The sequence below is a fragment of the Nocardia jiangsuensis genome (assembly GCF_042650385.1).
In the GTDB taxonomy this organism is placed as follows: Bacteria; Actinomycetota; Actinomycetes; order Mycobacteriales; family Mycobacteriaceae; genus Nocardia; species Nocardia jiangsuensis.
This window is the reverse complement of sequence record NZ_JBHSAX010000023.1, coordinates 222,956-230,288: the sequence shown is the minus strand read 5'-3', so window position 1 is coordinate 230,288 and position 7,333 is coordinate 222,956. Positions and strand designations below refer to the sequence as shown.

Sequence of the window (7,333 nt, the reverse complement as noted above, 5' to 3'; positions counted from 1 at the left end):
CGGTCACCGAACTCCAGTTTCAGGTCGAGGGCTTGGCGGTAGTAGTCCTCGGCTTGGTCGAAACGCCGCTGCTCCTGCGCCACCATGCCTGCCCGGTGGAGCAGGTGTGGCAGTTCTTGGCGGATGGCGGGGTTGGTGCTGGTGGTGAGTCGGGTGATGGCGTGCTGGAGCAGGTGTTCGCGGGCGGTCTGTTGCCGGGTTTGGTCGAGCAATGTCTGCACCGGGGCGAGGACGGGCAGCACGGGCAGCTCGTGATCGAGTGCGGTGTCGAGTGCGGTGGTGAGGTTGGCGTAGGAGGTGGTGGTGGCGGTGCGGGCGGTGGCACGCTGGCCGGGGTCGGTGCCGGTCAACATCGTCTGCAACTGTTGGCCGAGGCTGGCGTGCAGCCGGTAATGAGCCGTGCGGGCGGCCTGCCACCACGAGGGGTGGGCTTGGAGGGCTTGGCGCAGGAAGTAGGGCAGGATCGGTACCACCCGCACCCACCCCCGCAACTGTTCGTGCGGGGCGGCCAAACCGATCCCCACCGCCGCCTCGACTGCCGCGGCGAGGTCCACCTGCCCCCACCGGTCCTTCTCGGGTTCGGTCTCTGCCAGCAGTTGCTGATAGTCGGCGAGGAACTCCGGTTGGGGGATGACGGCAGTGAAGGGGGCCAGCAGGGCGAGGGAGGTTTGGAGGGTGGGGTCGAGTTTGGCGTGGCTGTACTCGATCGCCGACTGGATCAACCCCACCGGATCTGCGCCCGCGCCACCGGTGCCGAGTTCTTCGAGTACGACCGTCGGTGGTGTGTTGGCCAGGGTCGGTAGGACGACTTCGAGTGGGAGTGGGTATCCGTCCAGGAGTTTCAGTAGGTCGTCGAGGGCTTGGCGTTGGGTGGGGTCGGTGCGGTAGCCGGTGGCGTGGTGGTGGTCGAGGATGCGGTCGGCCAGTACCGAGGCTGCCTGCGGATCCAACCCACCCAACTCGTACGCGTTCGCACCGAAACTCTCTGTGGCGAGCCAGGTCTCGGGCTCACGCGACCCGAATACCACCAACGACTTACCCGCCCGCAACCGCGCCACCCACTCCCGCAAGGCTTCGCGTTCGGGTTCGGGGAGGGCGTGGGGGATGGCGGCGGGTGCGGCGGTGGCCGATTCGAGGTTGTCGATGACCAGCAGATGTCGTCGTGTCCGTAAAGCTTTGGCGACGCGTTCGCGTTTGACGGTTTCGGAGGTGCTGTCCCAGATGGCGAACTCGACCTTGCCCGGCCAGAGCCGGGTGGCGATCTCGCGCACGATCTGATCGCAGGTCCAGGCACGATCTTCGAAACTGAAGGCGAAGACCTGGTCGATGAGGCCGGTGCGTTTCCACCACCACCCCAGATGTTGCAGGAGGGTGGACTTCCCGGCGCCGGCCATGCCCTTGACCAGGACCTGGTTGCGGTCGGGGTCGGTGAGCAGCATCCGCTCGATACCCTGCACATCCAGGTCACGACCCACGAACCCGTACTCGGGGGCGGGCTCGTCGCCGACGAGAGCCTCGCGGGTGTCGAAGCTGTCCTCTTCTGCCGCCTGCATCGGCCGCAGCGCGAGGTCGACAGCCCGCTGCCGAAACGCCACCGGCAGCACCCAATCGTCAAGAGGCAGCGTCTGGTCGAAATAGCCGCGCCGTTCCGGCTGGTCGGCCAAGGTGCGGCGCATCGCGCGGAGCCCGTCTTCGGGGTGGTCGCCGCGGGTGAGGTGTTCGTAGAGCACCGGCATCGCCAACGCGGCGGCGGTGACGGTGACCGAGTACGCCATCCCGACCACCATCGGCACCCCCGCCTCCACCAACTGCTGAGCCAGGGCCGCCTCGTGGGAGGTTTGCATCGCCGATTGGCAAGCATTCAGCACCGCCATCGGTACCCGGTATTCGGCGAGTAGTTTCGCGACGTCGTCGGCGGTGCGAGGGTCGGCCTTGCCGACTGTATCGGTCTCGAAGAACAGAAACCCTCGTTTGCCCTCGAATTCCGTCGGGTCCCCGTTGGCGAAGGTGTAGCGGCCCGCTTGGGCCCCGGCGCGCACGCTGGTGTGGTCGGCGAAGCTGCCGTGCACGTCGAAGTGCACGAGCTGGTACCAGCCGGTGCCCTTGTGTTTCGCTCGAGCGGCCTCGAGGTGAGCGCGCAGCGCCTGCCAGGTTCCCGGCCGGACGACTTCGATGGTGACCGGGAGTTCGGCTTGGCGCAGCGCGGCGACCAAGGGTCGGGAGATGGTGCGGTAGCCGACGTCTCGGGCGCCGTCGGGGCGCGCGGTCACGACGAGAATGTTCAAGGTCGGGCGAGGTTCGGCGAGTTCGAACTGGATCGGCTGGCGCTCGACCCGGCGCGTGATCGGCACCCGCAACGCCACCGGCGTATTCAGTGCCGGGTCCAACATCGCCTCCCAGTGCAGGTGATGGAACACCGCACTGCCGACGACCTCGATGCGACAGCCGTCGAAACCTTGCCTGCGCAACAGTTGATACCCGAACCCGGCCTCCCCGGCGAACACCTGCGCGAACAGGTCGCGCCCGTACTCACCCAACGCCACCACGGCCGCACGGCGACGGTCACCATCGAGGAATGGACGGCGCAGATGCTGCTCGAAATACCACGCCAGCAACTCCTCGACAGCGGGCGAGCCGGGATCGGTCACCCGCACCAGGTGGTCCGCACCATCAGCCGGGTAGTGGACGCGCACTTGGAAGGAACCGTCCGCGTCGACGCTGTGCTCGACCACCTCGATCACCGAATCCACCGACCCAACCACCTGAACCTTCCCCCCTCGAGAATCATTCGGACTCACTCGCCGCGGTTGCACAACCCTGGCCAGTGGCGGACCCGTGCGCGTGGTCGCGATTTGTTCGTCACCGGTATCGGTGCGCGTCAGGGTAGAAGGCTCGCACCGGAATTGCCGCTGACACCATCGAACACCGGACCGCCCTCGAGCACCTGTCATTCGAATGGTGGACATGCCTCGGTCAGCATTTCTCGGTGAGACGGATATTGGTGACCCCGGCCCACGGAACAACTCGGGGATCACGCTCGCCGGTCACCTTGAGTCGCAATTCGCCGTTGTCACCGCTGACCACCTCACCACACACCTTCCCCGCCGCAGTCTCGACGGTGAGGTAGGCGGGCGGGGACTTCGACGGCGGTGGGATCAACGCCCACACCGTCACGGCCGCGACTTGTAGGAGCAGGGCAAGAGCACCCAGGCGTATCGCCCACCGCACCGACGCGGCATCCTTGGCCGTGGCCTTCGTGCGTCGATGTTCGAACTCGCCGGGCTCACCGAACAGGGTCGTGCGGCTCATGGTTTCGAAACGGCGCGCCGAGACCGCGAGAAGCTTCCACAACGCGGTCAACGCCGCCAGCAACGCCGACACCACCAACGCGATCAGCAGCCACCGCCACCCGTCGGCGACCTCGCCCACGGTCGTCGGGCCCTTCACGATCACCGAGGCGGTAATCAACGCCAACAGGGCCAGCAGGCCCGCGCTCCACTTCTCAGCCGAGGTCTGAATCCCGGCGGGCGCGGCAGCGAGTAGAGAGTCGAAACGCTCCCGCGCGGCGATATCGAGTTCGCGCGGACCGATGCCGGGGGGTGGTTCGGCAGCAGTCCAGCCGGGGCTGCCGGTCATGAGGACTGCCCGGTGCGGGTGGCGAAGACCAGGAAATGGATCCCGCACCCGGTCGCTACGGTGGCGGGTCGGCCGGGATGGGGTTCACGGCAGGTGCAGTGCAGGGTCGCCGGTGGGAGGGGTTCGGGTTCGCCGGGCACGGTGAAGGTGACCCGGCCGATGTCGACCGAGCCTTTCAACGTGTCGGTATCGGTGAACGGGTGGGCGCAGTTCGGGCACGGCCCCGACACGGTGACCGTGGTCGCGTCCGAGTCGTCGCGCACGAGCACCGATATCTTGGCGGTGGCGATGGCTTCGTAGACGGCGCGTGTCCAACTCGGGTCACGCGAAAACTGGTAGTCCACAGCGGTATTCCTCACGCATCGGATCGGAAACGGGGTCGGCGGGTCCGCCCTGGAACGTCCCTTGAGTGGCGTTCGTGCGGGCTGGCCTCCGAAAATAGCTGACGACCGCGACCAGGGCGGCGCGTGTGGGGCGTGATGTGTTCGAGTCGTGAGGATGTCGGTGCCGGAAAGGGTGGCGGCCGGTCCGTTTCGGGGTGTTTCAGGGGGCTTGATCGGGGCAGCAATTTGTTTGCTCTCAGCAGGTTTCCGAGAGTGCGCAAGGATAGAGTCGGGTTTGTCGACCTTGCCACGCCTGGTGTAGTAGGTCGATCGCGGCAGCCGAGTGGGGAGGATTTCTGGGTGGCGGATTCGGTGATCGAGATCGTCGAGCACAGCATCGACACGGACGGCTCGTTCCAGGTGCGGGTGCGCTACCCGGGGGAGGGCGCTGCGTATCCGGTCACGGTCACCGATCCCGCCACGAAGGCGGAGGAGGAGTTACTGGGTTGGTACTTCGAGCAGCATCTCCGCTATCCCTTCCTCGACGGCGACCGCCGCCGCACCGCTGTCACCGTTCTGGGCGAGTACGGGCAGAAACTATTCGCTCAAGTGCTCGGGGGCGCGACCGGATTCAAGTATCAGACGATGCGAAGCCGGGGCTTCGACGGCTGCCGCATCGAGGTCGTCGGTGGGGCGGGGTTTCACCGCCTGCACTGGGAAGCCCTGTTCGACCCCGACCTGGATTCGCCGCTGGCGTTGCGGGTGCCGATTATGCGGCGAGTGGAGTTGCGACCGGCGCGGTTTGAGGTCGCCGGGCCGTGGCCGAGCCTCAATATTCTGATCGTGACCGCCCGCCCCGACGGCGCCAATGATGTCGGCTACCGCACCATCTCCCGCCCTCTGGTCGCCGCTCTGCGTCGGGCGCGGGTGCCGGTGCGGGTCGAGTTGGTGCGTCCCGGCACGTGGGCTGCGCTGCGCGCTCATCTGGAGGCCGCGCGGGAGGAGCACGAGTCTTCGGGTTGGTATCAGCTGGTGCATTTCGACCTGCACGGCGCGTTCACCGACCACGGGACGATGCAGGCCGGGTCACGGTCGGGGCGTTACCTGTTCGCCGGAGGTGACCCGCAGGTTTTCGAGGGCAAGCGGGGGTTTCTGTTCTTCGAGACCGATACAGTCGGCAAGGCCGATCCTCGCTCGGCCGACCAGGTGGCGAGGCTGCTGGCCGAGTATCGGGTATCGATGGCGGTGCTCAACGCGTGCCAGTCGGCGAAGCAGACCGGCAACGAGGCGGCGTTGGCGCAGCAGTTGGTGGTGGCGGGGGTTCCGATGGTGGTCGGGATGGCCTATTCGGTGACCGTCACCGCTGCCGCGCTGGGAGTACCGATGCTCTACGAGCGGCTCGCTTCCGGCATCGATCCCGACGCCGCGGTGCGGGTGATGCGACGCGAGTTGTTCGACAACCCCGACCGGCAGGGATATTTCGACCAGAGTCTGCCGTTGCAGGATTGGGTACTGCCGGTTGCGTTCCGCCAACACGCATTCGACCTCGGCGTGCGCCCGATGCAGCTGGCCGAGCAGGACTCCTACTACACACGCAAAGCCACCGTGGGAGATGAACCCTCGGTCACCTACGGCGAGTTCGTCGGCCGCGACCTCGACGTCCACGGCATCGAACGTCAACTCCTGACCGACCCCGACCAAAACCAACTCCTCGTCCAGGGCATGGCCGGAGCCGGGAAATCCACACTCCTGAAACACCTGGGCTGGTGGTGGCACTACACTGGACTCGTCGAGGAAGTTTTCGTCTTCAGTTTCGAAGACCGTGCCTGGACGGTCGATCAGATGGTGCGCACCATCGCCGCCCGGATATGGCCCGGCAAGATCGAGTTCGCCAGCTGGGACTCACTGGGCGAACTCGCCAAACGCGAACAAGTAGCAGAATTCCTGCGCGCAAACCGACACCTGGTGATCATCGACAACGCCGAATCCATCACCGCCGCGCCCGCCGCCATCCCACACGCCCTACCCGACACCGAACGCGACGCCCTGCGGTCGTGGGCGGCACGGCTGCGTCGCGGACGCACCCTGGTTTTATGGGGGTCACGTGAAGCCGAAACCTGGATCGCAGCTGAGAGTTTCGGGTCCAACATCTACCGGCTGGGTGGGTTGGATCCGCAAGCCGCGTCGGTGTTGGCCGACCGTATCCTCGACCGACACCACGCCACCGGCTACCGCGACGATCCCGAACAACGCGACGCCCTCACCGGCCTACTCGACCTGCTCGGTGGCTACCCCCTGCCCCTGGAAGTCGTCCTCTCCACCCTCGCCACCACCCCACCCACGCAGGTGTTGCAGGAACTCGCCGACGGCGTGGCCGGCGCGGCCCCGGTCGGGTTGATCACCACCGCGATCGAATACAGCCACGCCAAACTCGACCCCACCCTCCAAACCAGCCTCTCCCTGCTGGCACCCTTCGCCGCCGTCATCCCCGGCGACGACATCCTCACCACCTACCAACAGTTGCTCACCGAGAACGCACCCGCCGACGACCCCTGGGGCAGTATCGACCTCGCCGCGGGAATGGCCGCGGCGGTGCGGATCGGGCTCGCGACACCCCACCACCAGTTACAAGGATGGGTGTCGGTGGTGCCGATCCTGCCCTACTTCCTGCGCCGCGCCCTACACACCCACCACCCCGCCTGGTGGTCGATCACCCGCACCGCCCACTACCATCTCCACGCACAACTCGGCCTCACCCTGTACACCATGCTGACCGCCAACGACCCCAACCAACGTGCTACCGGCCGCGCCGTCACCACCGCCAGCTACGCCAACTTCACCGCCGCGATCGACACCGCCCTGCAACACGGCCATCCTGTGCTGCCCGTCTTGGGCCCGATCGAGGAACTCCTCGACCAGAACCGCCAACACACCACCCGCGAAGACTTACTCCATCAAGCGATAACCGCCCTGTCCACCCGTAGCGACCTCACCGATCGCACCGAACGTGCATACCTCTTGAACCTCGCTGGCATGGTGGCGCAGGTTCAGCGGCGGTTCGACCAAGCCGAGGACTACTACCGCCAAGCCCTCGACCTCACACCGGAACTCAGCAACCGCTATGGCGCCGCGATCGCCTACCACCAACTCGGCATGGTGGAGCAGGAGCGGCGGCGCTTTGAGCAAGCCGAGGACTACTACCGCCAAGCCCTCGACCTGAAACTGGAGTTCGGCGACCGTCACGGCGCCGCGAGCACCTACCACCAACTCGGCACCGTGGCGCAGGATCAGCGGCGGTTCGAGCAAGCCGAGGACTACTACCGCCAAGCCCTAGAACTGTCCCTGGAGCTCGGCGACCGTCACGGTGCCGCGAT

4 protein-coding genes are annotated in these 7,333 nt (G+C 66.5%); 1 reads left to right on the top strand and 3 read right to left on the bottom strand.

Translation table 11 applies throughout. The features are described 5' to 3' along the window. From ACFO0B_RS28480 to ACFO0B_RS28470, 3 genes are all read right to left on the bottom strand, one after another. A partial coding sequence (locus tag ACFO0B_RS28480; RefSeq protein ID WP_378616242.1) for a CHAT domain-containing protein occupies positions 1-2,750 on the bottom strand: 2,750 nt, incomplete at its 3' end. 223 nt (positions 2,751-2,973) lie between these two features. Beyond that, complete coding sequence (locus ACFO0B_RS28475) at positions 2,974-3,636, bottom strand: hypothetical protein (protein ID WP_378616240.1); 663 nt, start codon at positions 3,634-3,636, stop codon at positions 2,974-2,976. Next, the gene (locus ACFO0B_RS28470; protein WP_378616238.1) at positions 3,633-3,980 is read right to left on the bottom strand and encodes a hypothetical protein; all 348 of its coding nucleotides are present in this window, start codon (positions 3,978-3,980) and stop codon (positions 3,633-3,635) included. The genes ACFO0B_RS28475 and ACFO0B_RS28470 overlap by 4 nt, the downstream gene beginning before the upstream one ends. A gap of 339 nt (positions 3,981-4,319) precedes the next feature. On the opposite strand from ACFO0B_RS28470, the gene ACFO0B_RS28465 reads away from it, so the two are divergent. Continuing rightward, on the top strand, positions 4,320-7,333 hold a 3,014-nt coding region (locus ACFO0B_RS28465), incomplete at its 3' end, for a tetratricopeptide repeat protein (protein ID WP_378616236.1).

Coding starts and splice junctions, on each gene's coding strand:
- ACFO0B_RS28475 (WP_378616240.1), bottom strand. CDS start 3,636: ATGACCGGCAGCCCCGGCTGGACTGCTGCCGAACCACCCCCCGGCATC.